Annotated in this window: 16 protein-coding genes and 1 riboswitch; of the genes, 8 read left to right on the top strand and 8 right to left on the bottom strand. The window is 73.3% G+C overall.

The window, feature by feature from the left end:
• Positions 1–95 precede the first annotated feature (95 nt).
• The 3 genes from OG985_RS22930 to OG985_RS22920 all read right to left on the bottom strand — a co-directional run bounded on the left by OG985_RS22930 (position 96) and on the right by OG985_RS22920 (position 4,056).
• The gene (locus OG985_RS22930) at positions 96–1,811 is read right to left on the bottom strand and encodes a VWA domain-containing protein (RefSeq protein WP_371670210.1); all 1,716 of its coding nucleotides are present in this window, start codon (positions 1,809–1,811) and stop codon (positions 96–98) included.
• Between the two features lie 244 nt (positions 1,812–2,055).
• The gene (locus tag OG985_RS22925; RefSeq protein WP_371670209.1) at positions 2,056–3,054 is read right to left on the bottom strand and encodes an endonuclease/exonuclease/phosphatase family protein; all 999 of its coding nucleotides are present in this window, start codon (positions 3,052–3,054) and stop codon (positions 2,056–2,058) included.
• Between the two features lie 42 nt (positions 3,055–3,096).
• A complete protein-coding gene (locus OG985_RS22920) occupies positions 3,097–4,056 on the bottom strand; it encodes a hypothetical protein (RefSeq protein WP_371670208.1) in 960 nt (319 codons plus the stop codon).
• Positions 4,057–4,235: 179 nt separating this feature from the next.
• Here OG985_RS22920 and OG985_RS22915 point away from each other — a divergent pair, with 179 nt between their 5' ends.
• Positions 4,236–4,790 carry an SH3 domain-containing protein gene (locus OG985_RS22915; RefSeq protein ID WP_371670207.1) on the top strand — a complete coding sequence of 185 codons (555 nt, stop codon included), beginning with the start codon at positions 4,236–4,238 and terminating at the stop codon, positions 4,788–4,790.
• A gap of 191 nt (positions 4,791–4,981) precedes the next feature.
• Here OG985_RS22915 and OG985_RS22910 read toward each other — a convergent pair whose 3' ends face one another.
• Positions 4,982–5,431 (bottom strand): hypothetical protein, encoded by a 450-nt coding sequence (locus tag OG985_RS22910; RefSeq protein ID WP_371670206.1) that lies wholly within the window; start codon positions 5,429–5,431, stop codon positions 4,982–4,984.
• A gap of 322 nt (positions 5,432–5,753) precedes the next feature.
• On the opposite strand from OG985_RS22910, the gene OG985_RS22905 reads away from it, so the two are divergent.
• Positions 5,754–7,145 carry a hypothetical protein gene (locus OG985_RS22905; RefSeq protein ID WP_371670205.1) on the top strand — a complete coding sequence of 464 codons (1,392 nt, stop codon included), beginning with the start codon at positions 5,754–5,756 and terminating at the stop codon, positions 7,143–7,145.
• 100 nt (positions 7,146–7,245) lie between these two features.
• On the opposite strand, the gene OG985_RS22900 is transcribed toward OG985_RS22905, so the two are convergent.
• A complete protein-coding gene (locus OG985_RS22900; protein WP_371670204.1) occupies positions 7,246–7,458 on the bottom strand; it encodes a hypothetical protein in 213 nt (70 codons plus the stop codon).
• A gap of 156 nt (positions 7,459–7,614) precedes the next feature.
• Between OG985_RS22900 and OG985_RS22895 the strand changes: the two genes are divergently transcribed.
• The 3 genes from OG985_RS22895 to OG985_RS22885 all read left to right on the top strand — a co-directional run bounded on the left by OG985_RS22895 (position 7,615) and on the right by OG985_RS22885 (position 11,002).
• Complete coding sequence (locus OG985_RS22895) at positions 7,615–8,958, top strand: tetratricopeptide repeat protein (protein WP_371670203.1); 1,344 nt, start codon at positions 7,615–7,617, stop codon at positions 8,956–8,958.
• A 388-nt stretch (positions 8,959–9,346) separates the two neighbouring features.
• Positions 9,347–10,177, top strand: a complete 831-nt coding sequence (locus OG985_RS22890; RefSeq protein ID WP_371670202.1) for a GAF and ANTAR domain-containing protein — start codon at positions 9,347–9,349, stop codon at positions 10,175–10,177.
• Between the two features lie 87 nt (positions 10,178–10,264).
• Positions 10,265–11,002: a GAF and ANTAR domain-containing protein gene (locus OG985_RS22885; protein WP_371670201.1), complete on the top strand. Its 738-nt coding sequence runs from the start codon at positions 10,265–10,267 to the stop codon at positions 11,000–11,002.
• Positions 11,003–11,070: 68 nt separating this feature from the next.
• Here OG985_RS22885 and OG985_RS22880 read toward each other — a convergent pair whose 3' ends face one another.
• Positions 11,071–11,853, bottom strand: a complete 783-nt coding sequence (locus OG985_RS22880) for a hypothetical protein (RefSeq protein WP_371670200.1) — start codon at positions 11,851–11,853, stop codon at positions 11,071–11,073.
• Positions 11,854–12,207: 354 nt separating this feature from the next.
• On the opposite strand from OG985_RS22880, the gene OG985_RS22875 reads away from it, so the two are divergent.
• The gene (locus OG985_RS22875) at positions 12,208–13,170 is read left to right on the top strand and encodes a nucleoside hydrolase (RefSeq protein ID WP_371670199.1); all 963 of its coding nucleotides are present in this window, start codon (positions 12,208–12,210) and stop codon (positions 13,168–13,170) included.
• Between the two features lie 75 nt (positions 13,171–13,245).
• Here the strand turns inward: OG985_RS22875 and OG985_RS22870 are convergent, their stop codons facing one another.
• Positions 13,246–14,340 (bottom strand): HoxN/HupN/NixA family nickel/cobalt transporter, encoded by a 1,095-nt coding sequence (locus OG985_RS22870; protein ID WP_371670198.1) that lies wholly within the window; start codon positions 14,338–14,340, stop codon positions 13,246–13,248.
• A 27-nt stretch (positions 14,341–14,367) separates the two neighbouring features.
• A riboswitch (cobalamin riboswitch) is annotated at positions 14,368–14,574 on the bottom strand.
• Positions 14,575–14,653: 79 nt separating this feature from the next.
• Between OG985_RS22870 and OG985_RS22865 the strand changes: the two genes are divergently transcribed.
• Positions 14,654–15,013 (top strand): ArsR/SmtB family transcription factor, encoded by a 360-nt coding sequence (locus tag OG985_RS22865; protein ID WP_371670197.1) that lies wholly within the window; start codon positions 14,654–14,656, stop codon positions 15,011–15,013.
• 52 nt (positions 15,014–15,065) lie between these two features.
• Here the strand turns inward: OG985_RS22865 and OG985_RS22860 are convergent, their stop codons facing one another.
• On the bottom strand, positions 15,066–15,986 hold the full coding sequence (locus tag OG985_RS22860) for an LAETG motif-containing sortase-dependent surface protein (protein WP_371670196.1): 921 nt from the start codon (positions 15,984–15,986) through the stop codon (positions 15,066–15,068).
• Between the two features lie 365 nt (positions 15,987–16,351).
• Here OG985_RS22860 and OG985_RS22855 point away from each other — a divergent pair, with 365 nt between their 5' ends.
• Entirely contained in the window at positions 16,352–18,013 is a 1,662-nt protein-coding gene (locus tag OG985_RS22855) for a glycoside hydrolase family 13 protein (RefSeq protein ID WP_371670195.1), read from the top strand.
• Positions 18,014–18,024 lie beyond the last annotated feature (11 nt).

Below are 18,024 nucleotides of genomic sequence, written 5' to 3'. Positions count from 1 at the left end.
GAAATCCTACTGGCCCCGCGAAGGTCGACTCACCTGCGTTTCGGGGGGTGGACCGGCCCGGCCACCCCCCGAAGCGCTCTCCTCACGCGTGGGCGTTACGGCCGCCAGGCCGCCAGTACGCCCTCGTACAGCTCCGTGTCCGTGAGCTCGAGCGGGGTCGGGCCCGCGTGGAAGAAGGACGTGTTGTCCGTCTTCAGCTTGCGGAGGTAGTCGAAGGCCTTGTTGTCGTGCTCGCCGAAGGCCACGAAGGAGAAGAAGACCGAGGGGTGCTTCTTCGCCGCCTCCGTGAGGGACTGCGTCGCCGGGGTCTTGGCGTCCGGGGCGCCGTCCGTCTGGAAGACCACCAGGGCGGGGGCGGCGGGGTCGCCCGACTTCTGGTGGTGGGCGAGCACCTCCTCCACGGCCGCGTGGTAGCTCGTACGGCCCATGCGGCCGAGGGAGGCGTGCAGCTCGTCGATCTTGTTCTCGTGGTCGGCGGGAGTGAGGTCGGCGGTGCCGTCCAGTTCCGTGGAGAAGAAGACGACGTGGACGGTGGCCGGAGCCTCGGGGTCGAGGTGGGCGGCGAGGGCGAGGGTCTGGTCGGCCAGCGCCTGGGCGGAGCCGTCCTTGTAGTACGCGCGCATGCTCGCCGAGCGGTCGAGTACGAGGTAGACCTTGGCCTTGGTGCCGGTGAGGTCGGTCTTCGCGAGGGTTGCCGCGGCGGCGTTGTAGGCGGTGGTCAGGCCCTGCGGGATGTCGGTGGCGCCGGTGACGTCGGCTGCCTTGGGGGTGGCGTCGGCCTCGGCTTCGCCTTCGGCCGAGTCGTTCCCACCCGCACCACCCGTGCTGCTTTCGTCGTCGGCCGCGAGTGGCCCCTGTGGGGCGTCCTCGCCGTCGGCGGCGACCGGGTCGGTCGACTCCGCCTCGGCCGTCTCCGTGACCTCAGCCGCCGCGGCGTCGATCGGCTCCGCCGTGGCGGGCTTCTCCGGGGCCACCGGCTCCGCGGCAGCCGGCGCCTCGGCGACCGGCTCGGCGACCGGCTCGGGCACCGCTGCGGCTTCGGCCTGCGGCTCGGGTGTGGCTTCGGCCACCGGCTCAGCGGCGACCTCCGGTTCGGCGACCGGCTCCGGTGCGACCTCGGCCGTCGGTTCGGCGGAAGGCTCGCTCTCCTCGACGGCTGCGGCTGCGGCTTCCGCTTCGGCCTGCGGCTCCGCCGCGACCTCAGCCACCGGCTCAGCGGCCGGCTCGGGCTCGATCACCGGCTCCGGCGCGACCTCAGCGTCCGGCTTCGGCGCGACTACAGCAGCCGCCTCCGCCTCGGGCTCGATCACCGGCTCCGGCGCGACTTCAGCAGCAGCCTCCGCCTCGGGCTCGGTGGCCGGCGCGGCCTCGGGCTCGGTGGCCGGCGCGGCCTCGGGCTCGGTGGCCGGCGCGGCCTCGGGCTCGGTGGCCGGCGCCGCCTCGGTGGCCGGCTCCGTCGCCGGGGCCTGCGCCTCCGGCACGGCTGCCGGTTCCGGCGCGGGCTGTGTCTTCTTCTGCTCGGTCGTCGTTTCCGTCGAGGTGGACGGCTTCGGGACCGCCACGTTGTCGAAGGCCGCCGAGACGAGGTCGTGCTCGTCGTCGTCCATGGCGGACGAGCGGGGCTCCGGCACCGTCGGGGTCACCGTGGCGCGGGGCTCGGCCACCGTCGCCGTGGGTGTGGGTTCGGGGGACGGGGAGGGGACCGTCGGCTGCGGTGCCGGCGAAGGAGTGCGTTCCGCACCCTCTGCTTCGGCGGCACGCCCCTTGCGTGACCTGCCGAACGCGTTCCGCAGGAGAGTGAGAATGCCCATGTGCGCAACCCTTCGATGAGTTGAAGCCCGTCAATCCCTGGCCAGGACGGACACGTAAGGTTAGCGGCCCCGATCGGTGATCTTCGGCAGGGGCAAGATGTGACGGTCGGGCCATGTCAATGGCGGTGCGCCACCCGACAGTTCACCCTCCGTGCGAGGTCGCCGCGTTCCCGTACATACCTGCTCCTGTCGTCACGTTCTTACCAAGGGAACGTCACGGGACAGTAAAGCGGCGTCATGGTGGTCACTCCTCCTGGTGAAGGGTGAGGTCCACGACGAGTGCGCGGTGGTCGGTGTGGGCGAGGCCGAGAAAGCGGGCGTCCCGCGCGGCGAAGTGCCGCGAGACGAGGACGTGGTCGATCTGCGCGCCGAGCGTGGGCGCGGTCCGGGCCGGCCAGCTGGGGACGCGGTCGGCCCCGGACAGCCGGGCGGCGTCGCGCAGACCGGTGTCGAGGATGCGGCGGAAGACGGCGTGGTCCTGGGAGGCGTTGAAGTCGCCGGCCAGGACGGTGGGGGTCGTGTCGTCGGCGGCGGCGAAGTCGCGCAGTTCACCGAGTTCGCGGCGCCACAGGCCGAGCTGGCCCGGCAACGGGGGCATGGGGTGCGCGAGTTGCAGCCGTACGGCATGGCCCCGCACGTCCGCGACCGCTCCGGGCATGCCCATGGTGCCGGGCACACCCGCGGCGGCCCGCAGCGGGAAGCGGCTGAGGACGACGGAGCCCTCGGAGCCGCCGCCCTCGACGGCCCGCCGGTGCGGGTAGTCCTTGCCGAGGGCCCGCCTCAGCCGCGCGTCGCAGGTGTTCTCGCACTCCTCGACGAACACCAGGTCGGGCTTCTCCCGGTGGACGGCGGCGACGAGGGCGCCGGTCCCGTGCCCGAACTCGACGTTCGAGGTCAGCACCCGCAGTTCGGCGACGGCGGGCCCGGACGGCTCGTCGGCTTTGCCGTACGGCTCGATGAACCAGGCGAGCAGACATAGCAGGACGATCCCCCACACCATCCCGGTCCACCAGCGGGCGAGCAGCCCGAACAGCAGCCCGAAACCGGTGGGGACGAGCAGCCAGGGCAGGAAGGCGAGCAGTTGCGGCACGGGCGTGATGCCGTCGGTGTCGGCGGCCCGGCAGCCGACGACGACACTCACCCCGGCGAACAGCAGCGCGGCGCACCACGCCCCGAGCCGCCGTCCGGACCGCCGCCCGCGCGGGTCGTCGGGGAGCGTCCGTCCGGCCGTCGCAGTGTCCACGTCCCGGCCCTCCGCTCACGGATCGGATGACCGCATCCTCCCTCAGAGACGGGGTGGCGGGGCGGAAGGTTGCGGGGAGAGGGCCGCGGCAGCCGGGGCCGAGGGGAGGGAGGCGGCCGGCCGCGGACGTCGTACGAGGTGTCCGTACCGGCCGGTGACCCAGGCGCCCAGCGCCACGGTCAGGCCGAGGGCGACCAGCAGCCAGGACACCGTGCGCAGGGTGGCGGTGAGGGCGTCGTAGACGGCGCCCGCGGCCGGCTGGTGGGCCGCGTCGGGCAGGTCGGCGAGGGTGAGACGGCGGCCGACGGAGACGGCCAGGGCGAGCAGGCCGCCGCCCAGGGCGGTGCCCAGCGCGGTGGCCGTGACCGCGCGGCGGCGGCAGGTCGCGACGGCGATCCCGGCGACGGCGAGGACGGCGGCGGCGAGCGGCAGCCAGAAACCGGCGACGTCGAGCACGTGGTATCCCTTCCGGAGCCGGGCCAGGTCCCTGGCCGGGAGCACCGCGACCGCGGTGTGCTCGACCGGGATGCGGGCGGCCAACGGCATGTGTTCGTAGGCGAGTCGGGCCTTGACCTGGGCGGTGACGGGAGCGAGGTCGACGGTCACCGCGTGGTCGCCGGCGCCCTCGTCCTCGTCCCGCAGGGCGCGCAGCACGGCGTCGTGGAGGGCTCGGTTGGCCGCGTCCCACGCCGTGCGGAAGGCCTCGGTCCGGGTGAAGGAGTGCACCGCGTCGTGCACGAACGGGCGCACGGTGTGGCGCATCGGCCGTATGTCCAGGCGGTCGTCGACCTGCTGCATGATGCCGGCGCCCACGGTGTCCGCGACGGCCTCGCGCACGTCCGGGTCGGCGGCGAGCGGCGCCATCGTGGTGACGTACCGGCTCGTGTCGGTGAGCCCGTACGCCGCCCAGGCCGCCAGTGCGCCGAACGGCAGCAACAGGCAGGACAGGGCGATCAGTACGGCCGACAGGGCGTTCCGGAGGCGTACGGGTCGAGGGGCCACGTTGCCAGGCAACGGCCGCGGAGCGGCCGGCGCGAGCGGGGGGACTGCATTTGGGCGCACCCGTCGAGCCGAACGGGCGGCCGTGGCGACAACCCCTGCCGGAACTGGGCATTCCGCTCTCCGGTGGAGGGTTCACTCGAACGGGTGTTACCTGGTTCTGGGGAGAAGGAGGCCGATCTATGCGCACCACTGTGACCCTGCGGGCCGTGGCCGCGGGCCTGCTCGCCGGCGGCACCCTGGTCGCCGCCGCTGCGGGCACCTCCGCGTCCGCCGCGACTGTGCCGACGTACGCCGAAGGAAACGGTGACGGCAAATCCGGCAGCCCGATCTGGGGCACCGTCGTCTCCGGCACCGCGCTCAACGTCAGGGCGGAGCCCACGAGTCACTCGACCGCCGTCGACCGGCTCGCACCCGGAAGTCAGGACCGCGTCCAGTGCAAGGTGCGCGGACAGAGGGTCAACGGCAACCCCTACTGGTACTGGCTCGTCGGCTCCGAGGGCTGGGCGAGCGCCGCGTTCGTGGACACCGACGGCAGGCGGGTGCCCACCTGTTCGGACCCGTGTCCGCAGTGGAGGGACGGCGAGTGGTCCAACGCCGACTGGAACGACCCCGACTGGAGTGAGCCCTGGGCCGTCTCGGGCTCCCTCTCCTGGACCTTCTCGGGTTCGTTCGACTTCCAGGTGACGTCCGGATCCTCGTCGGACGGCTGGGGCCCGCTCCCCGTCGTCTGGTGAGTGGAGGGATGAGGGAAGTGTGGGCCCCGGCCAACCCGCCGGGGCCCACACGCCGTTTCCTCACGAGTCGTTGCCTCACGAGTCGGGCGAGCGCCGGGTCGATCCGCTGGTCGACCCGGCGCTCGCCAGGACCGTCATCGCCCCGACCGTCATGGCCCGACCGTCATGGCCCGATCGTCATGGCCCGACCGTCATCGGATGCGGTTGCCCGCCGCGTCCTCGCGCGTGTAGTAGCGGTAGAAGAACACGCCGAAGACGCCCGCGGTGACCGCGATACCCAGGGCGGCGGACCGCAGCACGCTGTCGCCGGACTGGCTGTACAGGAAGCCCACGGACGCTCCGGCGAAGGCGGACTTCGTCAGCGAGTGCAGTTCGCGCTTGAGCAGCGGGGCGAACGCTGCCACCGCGAGGCAGAGCACGATGAACACGATCGCCGTGACGAAGCCGAACAGGATGTTCCAGCCGGTGACGGGACCGCCGCCGCGCCGGTTGGCCGCCGCCCAGTAGCCGTAGACGAGTCCGAGGACGACGGGGATGCCGACCTGCGCCATCCGATGGACCCGCTCGTCGAAGATGTCGGGTGTGCGGATCGGACGGACCTGCCTGGTCGTCCCACGGGACCTGGGTGCCGCATGAGCCATGAGAGCACTCCTCTCTCCTCGCCCCCGCTTCCAGAGCACACCTGGCGACAGGCCCTGGCAAGTCGGCGGACACCGTGATTCCGCCCGGGTGCGGACGGCCCGCGCCCGTGCTTCGCTGGGGATCACGGGTTCGTACGCCCCGACGCCGGCGACGGTGTCACCGGTACGGTCGGAACCCGCCCCGCCACCGGCCCGTGAGCGGTCCCGGGGCGGCGAGGATCAGGCCGCCGGGAGCGGGCCTTCTCGGTCCGGACACCCCCCTTTGCAGCCGCACCGGTTACGGTGCTGCCATACGTGATCGACGGGGGATGGGGAGGGACCGATGCCCGGGACCGTGCTGCTGCTCGCCGCCTCACCGGTGGGCAAGGGGTGTCTGGTGGACGCGGCGTCCGTGCTCCCCGTCCTCGCGGCGGTCCCGCCCGCCGTGCTGTCCGGCACCGACACCGCGAACGTCGTCGAGCTCGCCGACCCCCTGGAACCGCAGGCCGTGCTGACCCGGCTGCGGGCGGCCGCGGCGGCCCCCGGCCCGCTCACCGTCTTCGTCACCGGTCAGCTCCAGCTCGACCGCCGCCAGCGTCTCCCTCACCTGGCGCTGGCCCGCACGACACCGGCCTCGGTCCGCTACACCGCGCTGCCCTGGCACTGGATCCGGGAGGAACTGCGGCTGCGTGCCCCGGGTACGACGACCCTGTTCGTCGATCTGCGCGCGGACCCGGAGACCTGGGAATGGCTACGCGCGAACCCGCTCGACTCGGGCCGCAACAACGCGGTCTACGGGCGGATCGGGCCGCCGCCCGCCCGGCGCACGGTGGCTGTCCCGTCGTACATGAAGGCGGTCGCGACGATCCTGCGCAGCGGGCACCGGCCGCCGCCGGAACAGCTGCACCAGCACGCGTCGGCGCGGCTGGGCGCCGAGGGCTACGCGGACCTGGTGCTGACGGCGCCCGACGCGGCCGGCCGCACGGCCGCACCGCCCCCGTACCGGCCGGGAACAACCCGCCCACCGACGCAGGACGGGCCGGCGCACGCCGATCCGTACGGGGTGGTCTCTGCTGGGGTCGGCGATCTGCCCGCGGTGGTCTCGACCGGGGTCGGCGATCCGCACCGGGTCGTGACGGCCGGGGTCGGGGATCCGTACGCGGTGGTCTCTGCTGGGGTCGGCGATCTGCCCGCGGTGGTCTCGACCGGGGTCGGCGATCCGCACCGGGTCGTGACGGCCGGGGTCGGGGATCCGTACGCGGTGGTCTCTGCCGGGGTCGGGGATCCGAGCGCGGTGGTCCCCGCCGGGGTCGGCGATCCGCACGCGGCCATCTCCGCCGCGGTCGCCGCGGACCGTCACGCCGACGCCGACGCCCTCGCCGCGTATCACGAGCAGGCCGCCGCCCACGCCCACGGCCCCGCCTCCGAGGAGGCCCTGCACTGGACCGAGGTGCGCGCGGATCTGGCGATGTTCGCCGGGGACTCCGTGCGCAGTTGCCGTACCTGGCTGGCGGTGGCCACCGCGCGGCTCTCCGCGGGGCAGCCGGCGGACGCTGCCGGCGTGGAGACGTCCGTGGACCGGGCCCACCACCAGTGGGGGCAGATCGGCGACCCGGTGCGAGCCCGCGAACTCGGTCCCGCACTGGCCGAGTTGCGCTCCCGGGTGCCGGGCCGCAGGCAGGGCGCGCTGGACCACGTGCGGCGCCAGTTGCGGCAACTGCAGACCCAGGGCTGATCAGTTCACGAGATACGCCGGCGCCCCCGACACCAGCGTCCGCACCCCCGGCGCCACCGTCGACACCGTGGCGCCGCGCCATGACGACGATGGCGTCACCTCACCGGCGGGTCCCGGAGGAGACTTCGGTGTGACCGGGCAGGGCGTCGCCGATCCGCTCGACTGTTCCGACCCGCGGCTGCGGGTGGGTCCGGGCCGCGTCCGCCGCTCTCGCCGGGCCCGCGTTCGCCGCCAGTACCAGGGCCACGACGGCCACCACGGCGGCGGCGGCACCCCTCCTGTAGCGCGTGGTGGTGCTGGGGCGTTCGAGCACGGCGACCTCACAGCATCGGCATCGGGAACGGCGACGGCATCGAAAACGTCAATGGCAACGTCAATGACAGCGACAGTGTGTTAAGCACGTTTAATACGCCGTTTAACCTAGGGGCTTTCGAACCCGAACGGCAAGACCCACAGGGGGAGTTGGCCCATGCCCGACCGAGACGAACCGGGGACCATCGGGCGCCGGGTGCAGCAGTTGCGGGTCGAGCGCGGGCTGACACAGAGGCAGTTGGCCGAGCCCGCCTACACGCCGGCGTACATCTCCACCCTGGAGTCCGGGCGGGTGCGGCCCTCCGACGAGGCGCTGCGGCATCTGGCCGAGCGGCTCGGGGTGGCGTTCGAGGAGCTGACCACCGGCCGGCCCGCCCACCTCGTGACCGGACTGAGGCTGCGGCTGACGGAGGCGCAGCGCACGCTCGCCGTCGGAGAGGCGGAGGCGGCGGCGGAGCAGTACGCCGCGCTGCTCGGTGAGGCGCAGACGCACGGGATCGTCGAGGTGCAGGCCGCCGCGCTGCTCGGGCTCGGCGAGTGCGGGCTCGACACCGGGGAGCTGGACGCCGGGCGCGCGTACTTCGAGCGGGCCGAGCGGGTCCTCGCCGACGCTCCGCTGCCCGCCCGCGTCCCGGCCCTGCGCGGACGCGCCGTCTCCCACTACCTGGCCGGTGAACTGCGGTACGCCGTCTACCTGTTGGAGTCCACCCTCGACGAACTCAACCGTGGCGGCCTGCACGATCCGGACGCGCTGCTCCTCCTCTACGCCAGCGTCATCGGGCCCTACATGGACATGGGCGCCCACGCCCGGGCCGCCCAGGCGGCCGAGTTCGCCCTCGCTCTCGCCCCGCAGTCCGGCGACCCGGCGCTCGTTGCCCGGATGCACCGGTCCGTGGCCCGCACCCTGCTCGCCGAGGGCCGCCTCGCCGAGGCCGACGTCTCGCTGGCCAAGGCGGCCGAGCTGTACCGGCAGCTCCAGATCCGGACCGAGCTCGCCAACTGCCACTGGATGCGCGGGTACGTGTACGCGCAGAACGGCGAACTCGAGCGGGCCGAGAGCGAGATGCGCGAGGCCCTCACCATGCTGTCCGCCAAGCGGACCTCCCTCTACTCCAGCCAGGTCGCCGTGGAACTGGCCGACGTGCTGCGCCGGCGCGGCAGGTCCGAGGAGGCCGCCGAACTGCTGCGGCAGGTGCTCAGCGACTTCAGTCCCGAGCGCGGCGCCCTGCACTCCGCCGCCGCGCACCGCCTCCTCGGCATCATCGCCGAGGACGCCCGGGACACGGAGGCCGCCGAGGAGCACTACGTACGGGCACTGAGCCTGCTCGAGCGGGCGGGCGCCGCCGGTGACCTGGCCGACCTGTGCCGGCTGCTGGGCGACCTGCTGCGCCGGACCGGCCGGGTGGAGGCGGCGCTGGACGCCTACCGGACGGGACTCGGACACCGTACGGCCCCCGGCACGACCACCCTCGGCCCCGCACCCGCACAGCCGCCTCTGTGACCGGACCGGGGCGGCGCACAGCCGCCCCGGCCGTCGTCCCCGGGAACCCACCGGCGGGCCGAGACACACGTGCATCACCACGACCGACGGACCGACGGACCGACGGACCGACGGACCGACAGACCGACGGACCGTGCCACCCCGGGGCCGGCTCGGCACCGAAGCCGCCTGGCCGCCGGCCCCGGGTAGACACAGCCGGGTCCCGGTGGCCCCGGGTCCCGGTGGACACGGCCAGGTCCCGGCCCAGGCCGGCGCGGGTTTCGCCGGACGGGGGCGGGGTAGACGGAGTGGGCCCCTGAGCCGGCCCGCCACGAGTCGTCACCCACGCTCGGGTGAGACCACTCCGAGAGCTCATGGACGATAATGGCCGCGCTGATCGAAGGAGGCGGTGGCCGTGCGGCCCAGGGACGACCGCTACGGTTCCCCCGGCGACGACTCCGGTCCGCATGGCGCGTCGGGCGGTGACACTCCCCGGCTGCCCGTCCCGGACGGCGCGGACGGCGCGGAGAAGCGGGAACGCCTGCGGGCCGCCGACGTCATCGCCGAAGGAGTACGGGGCGCCAGCCCCGCGGAGATGCCGGGCCGGCTGTGCACGGTGGCGGTGAAACTGCTGCCGGTGGTGGGCGCCAGCATCTCGCTGCGCGCCGACGGCATGCCCATCCAGCTGAGCGCGAGCGACGACCAGGCCGCCCACCTCTCGGAGGTCCAGGCCACCCTCGGTGACGGGCCCTGCGTGTACGCCGCCTCGATCGGCGCCCCCGTCCTCGCCTCCGACCTGACCATCGGCCGGGACGCCCGCCGCTGGCCGGTCTTCGCCCAGCAGGCGACCGCCGTCGGAGTGCAGGCGGTGTACTCGATCCCGCTCGGCAACGACGCGGTGTGCGTCGGCACGCTCGACCTCTACCGGGCCACGACCGGCACGCTCACCAACCCCGAACTGCGCACCGCGCTCCTGGTGTCGAGCGTCATGACGATGGCCCTGATGGCGCTCCCCCAGGAAGCGGACAATGAGGCCGAGGGAGAGGCGGCCTGGTTGAGCGGCCTGGCCACCGATCACGACGAGGTCTACCAGGCCGTAGGAATGATCATGGTGCAGTCGGGCATCGGCGCGGACGAGGCGCTGGCGCTCCTGCGCGCCCACGCCTTCGCACACAACCGGACCGCCCTCGAGCTGGCACACGATGTGGTCTCGCACAGGAAGAGGTTCGACCGTGACTAGGTACGCTCCGGCCGGACGAGAAGCGACCGGACGGCAGGCGACCGGACGCCAGGCCGACGTGCTTCCGGGCCGTGTGAGGAGGCTCGGATGAACCGGGAAGTGCGGCTCACCCGCGCGTTCGTGGATCTGGCGGACACGCTGGGCGCGTACTTCGACCCGCTCGACCTGTTCGCCCGGCTCAGCGACCACTGTGTGGGCCTGCTGGCGGTCGACGCCGTGGGCGTGGTGATGGCCGACGCGCGGGGTGAGCTGCGCACGATGGCCGCCTCCGCCGACGACCTGGGCCGGCTGGACGTGCTCCAGGTGCGGCGGGACGAGGGGCCGTCCGTCGACTGCTTCCGTACCGGTGAGCCCGTCACCGCCGACGACCTGCGGACCGGCGACCGCTGGCCCGAGTACACCGCGCACGCCCTGGAGGCCGGCTACCTCTCCGTGCACGCCCTGCCGCTGCGGCTCGACGGGACGGCGATCGGCGCGGTGGCTCTCGCCAACCGGCGCTGCGACGCCCTGCCGGACGGTGACATCGCCGTGGCGCAGGGCATGAGCGACATCGTCGCGCTGACCCTGACCCACTGGCCCGCCGAGTCCAGACGCCCGCAGGACCTGCTGACGTCCCTCCAGGCGGCGGTCTCGGCGAAGGCGACCGTCGAACTCGCCAAGGGGCTGCTCGCGGAGTACGCGGGCGTCTCCCTCGCCGAGGCACTGGAGATGCTGCGCCGCCACGCGGAGAGGGAACGGACCACCCTCACGTCGATCGCCCGCGCCCTGGCCGAACGCACACTGGTGCCGGATGACCTCCTGCAGGAGGCGACGAAGCGCTCCTGAGCCGCGGGCGGCGGACACGGACGCGGTCAGGGTGGCCCGAGCCGAGAAGCCCGGAGGGTCCGCTCGGCTCAGACCTCCAGTCGTGCCTGTCTGCGGACCTCCGTCAGGCGCTGGGTGCCCAGCTGTACGACCGCTGCCGTGACCTCCTGCGACACGGTGCCGAGGCCCCCGTTGGTGAGGACGATCGCGTCGTCGCCGACGCGGACGGCGGCCAGGTCCAGGGTGAGCGCGGTGGGCTCGCCGTCGGCGTTCTCGCCGGCCAGCGTGATCCGCAGGCCCTCCCGGGCGTCCCCGACCGGCGGCAGCGCCGCCTCGGTCACCTGCCCGCCCTGTACGGCACCCCCGGCGGTCGCGGCCGTGAACCGGCCGCACTTCTGCGGCAGCGACCGCAGCCAGGCCAGGGTGCGGTCCACGTCCGCCGGGTCGTGGGCGATGACCTGGTAGCGCAGCTGGGCCTCGTCCATGCCGTCGTCGAGACCGGCGACCGCGCGGATCGGGTTGCGCGGGCCGAACAGATCCTCGGTGTAGACCGCCTCGAGCAGCCGCCCGCAGTCGGGGTTGTCGGCCGTCGCCTTGAGCAGGGTGTCCCGCCAGGTCGCGGCGCCCTGTGTCGGAGTCCAGGGCTCCCCCAGGTCGGCCGGAGTGATCAGCGCGGCCTCCGCCTGGGCCGAGGTGAGCGCGGTGCCAGGGCTGGGGGAGGGTGAGGCGGCGGGGGCGGACCGGCCGGTCGTGGCGGAGGCGCGGGGCGCAGTCCGGTCGGGGCCGCCCGGCGAACAGGCGGTGAGACTCGGCGCTCCGGCGAGGCAGAGCGCCGAGGCGCACACGAGGAGGCGGGCCGGGGGACGGGTCATCGAGGGGCCTCCTGCGCGCGGCCAAGATCCAGTACGTGCTCCCACAGCACCACCACGCCGATCACCCCACCAGCGAGACGGTCCGTCCGGGTTACCACCGCCACCCCGGACAGCCGAAAGACGACCCTCGCGCGTGCGCCGCCGTGCTGTCGGTGCCGCCCTCGCGTCGGTGCGGGCCTCGCGTCGGTGCGGGCCTCGCGTCGGTGCCGCCCTCGGGCCCGCACCGGCCTCCCGCCCGCACCGCCTCGCGCGCCCCCCGCCGTGCCCATGGGTGGCCGGGAACCGCAGCAGGCTGCGTAGGGTCGGTTCCGTAGTACCCCGTGCCGAGTCGGTCGTAGGAACAGGAGCTCCAGCGTGAACGGTCAGCCCATCCCGGTGATCATCGACTGTGACACCGGTGTCGACGACGCCCTCGCCCTGCTGTTCGCCGTCCGCCACCCCGGCCTTGACCTGCGCGCGATCACCTGCGTGGCCGGGAACACGGACGTGGACGGGGTCGTCCGCAACACCCTGACCGTGCTGGAGCAGGCCGGAGCGCCCGGCATCCCGGTCGCGCGAGGTGCCGAGCGGCCGCTGATCGAGCCCGTGCGGACGGCCCGGCACGTGCACGGGCAGGACGGGATGGGCGACCTCGGGCTGCCCGCGCCGACCCGCGTTCCGGTCGACGTGGACGCGGTGACGCTGCTGCGCCGCGAGATCCTCGCCTCCCCGCGCCCGGTGACCCTCATCCCGACGGCACCGCTGACGAACATTGCGCTGCTCCTGCGCACGCACCCGGAGGTGGTGCGCAACATCGAGCGGATCGTGTTCATGGGCGGCGCGGTGGCGACCGGGAACGCCACGCCGGTCGCCGAGTTCAACGTGTGGCACGACCCGGAGGCGGCGGCCGTCCTGCTCACCGCGGGCGTGCCGATCACCATGTACGGCCTCGACGTGTTCAAGCAGGTCCTGGTCCCGGCCGCGGACGTGGAGCGGCTGCGCGCGAGCGGGGACCCCCGTCTGCGGCTGGCCGGTGAACTGCTCGCCCACCGCGACCCGGCCACCTCCGGCGACCCCACCCCCACGGGCGGCCTCGGTGACGCGGGCGCGGTCTGCGCGGTCGTCGACCCGGAGGGGCTGACCACCGAACGCCTGCCGGTCGAGGTGTCCCTGGCCCCGGGCCCGACCCGCGGCCAGACCGTCGTCGACCGCCGCCCGCGCCCCGGCGAGTCCGAGATCCACGAGGGCGTACGGGAACAGGCCCTGGTGGACGTCGGCCTGGGCGTGGACGCGGAGCGGTACGTGAAGCTGTGGCTGACGACGGTCGAGGGCGTCTGAGGAAGCCGCTGGAAGGCTGTCGCGGCGGAGAGCCGGCGGAGAACCGGGGAGACCCGGGGAGTCCCGGCAGCTGTCCTAGCGACTGTCCGCCGGCCGCACCGCCCAGCGCTGTTCCACCTTGGCGACCTTCCAGTACGTCACCGCCGCCGCCCACACCACCACGAACAGGCCGACGATGACGTAGCCGACGTTGTCCAGGTCGAGGCCGGCGACCCAGCCGCTGAGGTCGTCGCTCAGGTCGAGCTTCTCGTGCAGGACGCCGACCAGTTCGATGGTGCCGATGAAGAAGGCGACGGCGATGGACAGCCCGGTGATGGTGAGGTTGTAGAAGACCTTGCGGACGGGGTTGGAGAAGGCCCACTGGTAGGCGAAGTTCATGAAGGTGCCGTCGAGGGTGTCGAACAGGCTCATGCCGGCGGCGAACAGCAGCGGCAGGCACAGGATCGCGTACCAGGGCAGCCCGGCCGCCGCGCCCGAGCCGGCCATCACCATCAGCGTGACCTCGGTGGCGGTGTCGAAGCCGAGGCCGAAGAGGAAGCCGAGCGGGTACATCTGGCCGGGGCGGCTGATGGACCGGGTGAGCCGGCCCAGGATCCGGTTCATGAACCCCCGGGAGTCCAGGTGCTGTTCGAGCTCCCGCTCGTCGTAGGTGCCCGCGCGCATCGCCTTGAAGACCTTCAGGATGCCGAGCAGGGCGACCAGGTTGAGGGCGGCGATGAGGTAGAGGAACGTCCCCGAGATCGTCGTACCCATGAAGCCGAGGGTCTGGTGGGTGCGCGAGCCCTCGTTCATGACAAGGCCGGCCAGTCGGGTGCCGCCGGCGATCAGCGCGGCGAGCAGGACCACCACGCTGGAGTGGCCGAGCGCGAACCAGAAGCCCACCGAGACCGGCCGTTTGCCGTCGGCCATCAGCTTGCGGGTGGTGTTGTCGATGGCGGCGATGTGGTCGGCGTCGAAGGCGTGCCGCATGCCCAGCGTGTAGGCGGTGACGCCGAGTCCGACGCCGAAGGCCCTGGTGCCGACCTCGTAGTGCTCGGGGACGACGAGCAGGAAGAGGATGCCGAAGGCGACGACGTGCAGGGCGGCGACGGCCGCCAGCAGGCCGGCGGTCTTGACGGTGTCCTCCCGGCGCCACGTGAAGGACGCCGGGGCGGGTTCGGGCAGGGTCATGCGGTCACGCTCCAGCACCTCGTGGATCACTTCGTGAGATGCCGTGGCCGGTCTCCTGGCTTACGGGTCGTACGCCGCCGGCCCGCCTTCCCGGTCACCCTGCGGCGACCAGTGGCTGTCCCTCGCGGGACGGTGGGCCGGAAACTCCCCGATCACAGTGGCGAGGGCCGCTCCGGCATGGACCCCTGAGGGGTCGTCACCGGCTTCCCGAGCACCACGGCCCGACCACCGTAGGGCGGCGGGCGGTCCACTGCATAGCTGCGCACCTGCGCAGGTATGGAAGATCACACAGTGCGCCTGCGAGGATGGCGGTATGCATCTCGTCCCGGCCGACCGCGCGGACCGGCGCACCATCGACGGTCACCGCGTGTGTGACGCCGTCGCCGCCATCGGCGACCCCGCGCATGTCCGCACCTGGGCCGACCGCTTCGCCCTGCTCGGCGAGCCCCGGCGGCTGGCCCTGCTGCTGGCCCTGCACCGCACCGGACCGCTGGCCGTGTCCGACCTGGCGATCGCGACCGGGACGAACGACCCCGCCGTCTCGCAGGCGCTCAGGCTGCTGCGGGCGGCCGGGGTCGTCGAGGGGGAGAGGGAGGGACGGGTGGTGCGCTACAGGCTGGTCGACGAAACCGTCGCCGCCCTGCTCGAGCCTCTCGGTCCTTCCGACGGGTGAGGCTCGGCCCCCGGTGTGTGTTCCAGGGGGCGGAGGCCGCCCCCTGGAAGGGTCACGCGCGCGTGCTCCGGCGCCGGCGGGTGGCCACCACGAGGCCCGCGCCGCCGGCCAGCAGCACCGCCGCCCCGATCGCGATCGGCCCCGTGCTGCCGTTCGCGCCGGTCTCGGCGAGGTCGTCACCGCCGCCGTTCGGCGTGGTGGCCGGCGCGGTGGTGGACTCGGAGGCGGCCGGAGTCGGGGTCCCGGTCTCGGTCGACGGCGTCTCGCTCGCCGGCGGCGTGGACTCCTCCGCCGGCTGGGAGGGCTCGGAGGACTCCGGGGCCGTCGGGGTGGACGGCGTCTCGGGCGGAGCCGTCGTGCAGTCCTTCGTGCCGCCGTTCCAGGCCGCGATCAGCTTGTCCTTGATGACCGGGCGGTCCGGGCCCTTGGGCAGGTCGCCGTGCTCGAAGCCGTCCTTCGCGTCGAGCTTGCCGTCGAACCTGACCGCACCCCGGTAGAGGTCGATCTGCGCGTAGCAGCCCGCGTCCGGCACGGCGATGTCCAGGGACTCGGTCTGGCCCGGCTTGACCGTCACGGTGTCGAAGTCGACGAAGACCTGCTCGCCGGAGGTGCGGAAGCTGGACCCGTGGGCGAGGTAGGAGGCCAGGGAGGCGGTGCAGGTGGTGGCGTCGCCGGCGGTGCGGACCTTGACGTGGACCTTGCCGTCGTCGGTGGGCCGCAGGTTCTGGTCGTCCACCTTCACCGAGTCGTAGAAGTCGGTGCCGTCGAGCGAGAACTGGCAGCGGTCGGTCTCCGTGACCGTGCCCGCCCCCGATCCGGGCTGGTAGCCGTCGGCGGACTTCCAGCCGTCGCCGCCGGGCGTACCGGTGGCGAAGGCGCCGGAGGCGGCGGCGACGGAGGCGGTACAGAGGGCGAGCGTCGCGACGCCCGTCCCCAGCAGGCGGCGCACGGTGACACGTCTCGCTATGGACATGCGTATCCCATCTTGGCGTGTGCGGGGGGTGAGTAACCCGAAGAAACACTGGGCCCATTGGTCACATGCGCCACAGCGTGCGCACATCGTGGATCTCCTGGCTCAGGGCTGTCAACCTGCGGCGATACAAAGGTGGTTGAGCCAGTCATTACAATTCCCCCACACAGGGAATACCTCCCTCCGGACCGCGCGGAGACAGGCTGGATGTTCACTTTTCCGGCCAAGTGGACAGGGTTCTCCTTACCGCCCACAAAGCACCCGCCCGCACAGCACCGCCCACAAAGCACCCGCCCGCGCAGCACCCGCCCACAAAGCAGGCACCCGCTCGCAACGCACCCGCCCGTACACACCGCGGAGGAGCACGCGTGACCGTTCGCACCACGCCCGACCTCTCCAGCAAGGACCCCGACTGGTGGCGGCAGGCCGTCGTCTACCAGGTCTACCCCCGCAGCTTCGCCGACGCCGACGGCGACGGGCTCGGCGACATCCGCGGTGTCACCGGGCGCCTGAGCCACCTCGCCGCGCTCGGCGTCGACGCCCTGTGGCTCAGCCCCTTCTACCCCTCGGAACTCGCCGACGGCGGCTACGACGTCGCCGACCACCGCGACGTCGACCCGCGCCTGGGCACCCTCGACGACTTCGACGCCATGGCGACCGAGGCCCACCGGCTGGGCCTGAAGGTGATCGTCGACCTGGTGCCGAACCACACCTCGCACCAGCACGTCTGGTTCCAGGAGGCCCTGCGGGCCGGACCCGGCTCCGCCGCCCGCGACCGCTACGTCTTCCGCGACGGCCGCGGCACCCACGGCGCACTGCCGCCCACCGACTGGCAGTCCGTGTTCGGCGGCAGCGCCTGGCGACGAGTGCCGGACGGCCAGTGGTACCTGCATCTGTTCGCACCCCAGCAGCCCGACCTGAACTGGGACAACGAGGAGATCCGCGCCGACTTCCGGACCACCCTGCGCTTCTGGTCCGACCGCGGGGTCGACGGCTTCCGCGTCGACGTCGCGCACGGCCTGGCCAAGGACCTGAGCGAGCCGCTGCGCGACCTCGGCGCCACGGAGGTCAGCGGCGAGGCGACGCTCGCCGGCCTCCCGCCCGGCTCCCACCCCTTCTACGACCGCGACGAGGTCCACGAGATCTACCGCGACTGGCGCGCCGTCCTCGACGACTACCACCCGCCCCGCACCGCGGTCGCCGAGGCGTGGGTGCAGGGGGCCCGGCGCGCGCTGTACGCCCGGCCGGACGAACTCGGCCAGGCCTTCAACTTCGAGTACCTCCAAACCCCCTGGGACGCGACCGAACTGCGCCAGGTGATCACCGACTCCCTGGACACGGCCGCGATGGCCGGAGCGTCGGCCACCTGGGTCCTGTCCAACCACGACGTCGTACGGCACGCCTCCCGCCTCCTGCTCCCGCCGGGCACCGACGACAACGCCTGGCTGCTGTCCGGCGGCCACGCCCCCGCCGTCGACCCGGTGGCGGGCCTGCGCCGGGCCCGGGCGGCCACGCTGCTGATGCTGGCGCTGCCGGGATCGTCGTACGTCTACCAGGGCGAGGAACTCGGTCTGCCCGAGGTCGCCGACCTGCCCGTCGAGGTTCTCCAGGACCCCGTCTGGGAGCAGACGGGCCGGGTCCGCAAGGGACGCGACGGATGCCGGGTCCCGCTGCCGTGGACGAGGACCGGACCGTCGTACGGCTTCGGGGCGGGCGCGGCCTGGCTGCCGCAGCCGGAGAGCTTCGCGTCGTACGCCGTCGAGGCGCAGGACGGGGTCGAGGGCTCGACCCTGGAGCTCTACCGCACGGCCCTGCGGCTGCGCCGCAAGCTGCTCCAGGGCGAGGGGCTGGCCTGGGCGGACGACGCTTTGCCCGGGGTCCTGCACTTCGCCCGGCACGAGGGCTGGCGCTGTGTCACCAACCTGTCGGACGAGCCGGTCGCGGTGCCGGCCGGGGAGGTGCTGCTGACCAGCGGGCCGCTGGAGGGCGGTCTGCTGGGACCGGACACGACCGTGTGGCTCGGCGGGTAGGGCGGGCGAGG

Origin of the sequence: Streptomyces sp. NBC_00289, assembly GCF_041435115.1 — a bacterium.
GTDB lineage: Bacteria > Actinomycetota > Actinomycetes > Streptomycetales > Streptomycetaceae > Streptomyces.
The sequence above is the reverse complement of the archived record's forward strand: the minus strand, read 5'-3'. Positions and strand labels throughout refer to the sequence as shown.

Coding starts and splice junctions, on each gene's coding strand:
- OG985_RS22915 (WP_371670207.1), top strand. CDS start 4,236: ATGCGCACCACTGTGACCCTGCGGGCCGTGGCCGCGGGCCTGCTCGCC.
- OG985_RS22895 (WP_371670203.1), top strand. CDS start 7,615: ATGCCCGACCGAGACGAACCGGGGACCATCGGGCGCCGGGTGCAGCAG.
- OG985_RS22885 (WP_371670201.1), top strand. CDS start 10,265: ATGAACCGGGAAGTGCGGCTCACCCGCGCGTTCGTGGATCTGGCGGAC.
- OG985_RS22870 (WP_371670198.1), bottom strand. CDS start 14,340: ATGACCCTGCCCGAACCCGCCCCGGCGTCCTTCACGTGGCGCCGGGAG.
- OG985_RS22865 (WP_371670197.1), top strand. CDS start 14,654: ATGCATCTCGTCCCGGCCGACCGCGCGGACCGGCGCACCATCGACGGT.
- OG985_RS22905 (WP_371670205.1), top strand. CDS start 5,754: ATGCCCGGGACCGTGCTGCTGCTCGCCGCCTCACCGGTGGGCAAGGGG.
- OG985_RS22930 (WP_371670210.1), bottom strand. CDS start 1,811: ATGGGCATTCTCACTCTCCTGCGGAACGCGTTCGGCAGGTCACGCAAG.
- OG985_RS22860 (WP_371670196.1), bottom strand. CDS start 15,986: ATGTCCATAGCGAGACGTGTCACCGTGCGCCGCCTGCTGGGGACGGGC.
- OG985_RS22910 (WP_371670206.1), bottom strand. CDS start 5,431: ATGGCTCATGCGGCACCCAGGTCCCGTGGGACGACCAGGCAGGTCCGT.
- OG985_RS22880 (WP_371670200.1), bottom strand. CDS start 11,853: ATGACCCGTCCCCCGGCCCGCCTCCTCGTGTGCGCCTCGGCGCTCTGC.